This window comes from Vibrio genomosp. F10 str. 9ZD137, from assembly GCF_049974785.1.
Lineage (GTDB): Bacteria > Pseudomonadota > Gammaproteobacteria > Enterobacterales > Vibrionaceae > Vibrio.
The window spans coordinates 1-1882 of the sequence record NZ_JBNGCJ010000675.1 but is presented as its reverse complement, the minus strand read 5'-3'; the positions used below and the strand labels follow the sequence as shown (position 1 = coordinate 1882).

Here is a 1882-nt window from a genome sequence, read left to right as displayed (position 1 = left end):
GGTTTTACCGCCGATATCTCGGCGTTTGAGTGGTTGTGCTCGCCACCCTGTGCCGTTCCACCCTGTACCATCACGCCAGTTGCCGCCACCCCAAACATTGCTGTACATCATTTCGCGCATTAAGAATGCGGTTTGTTCAGAGATAACTTGCGGTGCATATTGAGGTTGATTAAGGTCGACATCCTGCTCCATAAATTCATTGCTACTATCACTGTCAGGGGTAGTGAGCATTTCACAGTTTTCGCGACATATTGTTTTTGGAGTAGCTTGCCATTCAATGTCACCAAATCGGCTCTCTACACGGCCAATATAAAATGGGTCGACATAATAACCGCCATTAGCAAACACCGAGTAGCCTTGGGCCATTTTCACCGGAGTGAGACTGCCTGCGCCAAGTGCTATCGTCTCCGAGCGGGGAAGCTCATCAATATCAAATCCAAAACGGGTTAAGTACTCGCGAGTCTCGTCGAGGCCAACCGCTCTTAACACGCGAACCGCCATGACGTTTTTAGACTGTGCTAGACCAATGCGAACGCGAGTCGGGCCTGTATAGGTTGGTGGTGAGTTTTTAGGGCGCCATGCGGTACCTTGGCTTTTGTCCCACTGGTTGATCGGAGCATCGTTCACTAGAGTCGCCAGAGTCATGCCTTGATCCATTGCTGCGGCATAGATAAATGGCTTAATACTGGAGCCCACTTGTCGAACCGATTGAGTGGCGCGGTTAAATTTGTTGTGCACGAAGTTAAAGCCACCGACGAGTGACAAAATAGCGCCGTTTTCTGGATTCATCGCTACAAAAGCCGTATTGGCATTAGGAACTTGGCTTAAACGCCAGATAGGTTCAATACCGAGTTTGGCAATGTCGTCATTGCTATCGTCAGAGGCAATCTCTGAATTCACTTCATTTTCAAGGATCGGATCGGCCTGTTCTGCGGTGTTACGTACCCAGATTTGTTCACCCACGGATAAAATATCTGAGGCTGCCTTTGGTTCTGGACCTTGGCGGTCATCGGTTAAAAAGCGACGAGCCCAATTCATTTGCGCCCATTCGACTTGTTGCGGGCCGTGATTTTTCACCCAAATAGACGCGGTGTTGCCTTGAATATCAGTGACGATGGCAGGCAGCAATGCGCCATAAGTCGGTTCTTTTGCTAGGTGACGTCGAAATTCTTGAGCAGTGTTCAGTGTTGGCGCTTTTGTCCATACCACTTTTTCTGCGCCTCGGTAACCATGACGCTCATCGTAGGCCAGGAGATTATCAATCGCGGCCTTATTGGCGGCCTCTTGTAATTTAGAATCAACCGTGGTGTAAACGCTCATACCTTGCGTATAAGCGGCTTCGCCATGTTGTTCAACCATCCAAGCGCGTGCTAATTCAGCCACATACGGCGCACTCAGTTCTATTTCTGCACTGTGATAGCGCGATTCGATGACTTCAGCTCTCGCGTCATCAAATTCGCCTTGAGTAATGTAATTCTCATCGAACATGCGTCGCAGTACCACATTACGTCGATTCGTGGCTCTTTCAAGCGAGTAAATCGGGTTCATGGTCGATGGCGCTTTTGGCATGCCGGCAAGCGTGGCTAATTCACTGAGTGTTAGCTCGTTGAGATCGCGCCCGAAGTAGGTTTGCGCTGCGGCGCCAAAGCCATAAGAGCGATAGCCCAAGAAAATCTTGTTAACGTATAGCTGCATGATTTCTTGCTTGCTTAGCGATTGTTCAATCCTAATTGCCAGGAATATCTCTTTGATCTTTCTTATTATTTTCTTCTCATTAGACAAGAAAAAGTTACGTGCCAGTTGCTGAGTGATCGTACTTGCCCCTTGCTTTGCTGATCCTGACATCGCCACGACGACGGCGGCACGAGCAATACCAATCGGG

1 protein-coding gene is annotated in these 1882 nt (G+C 48.9%); it reads right to left on the bottom strand.

Annotated elements, in window-relative coordinates; genetic code table 11:
• On the bottom strand, positions 1-1882 hold a 1882-nt coding region (locus ACP45E_RS16250; protein WP_069585269.1), incomplete at both ends, for a penicillin-binding protein 1A.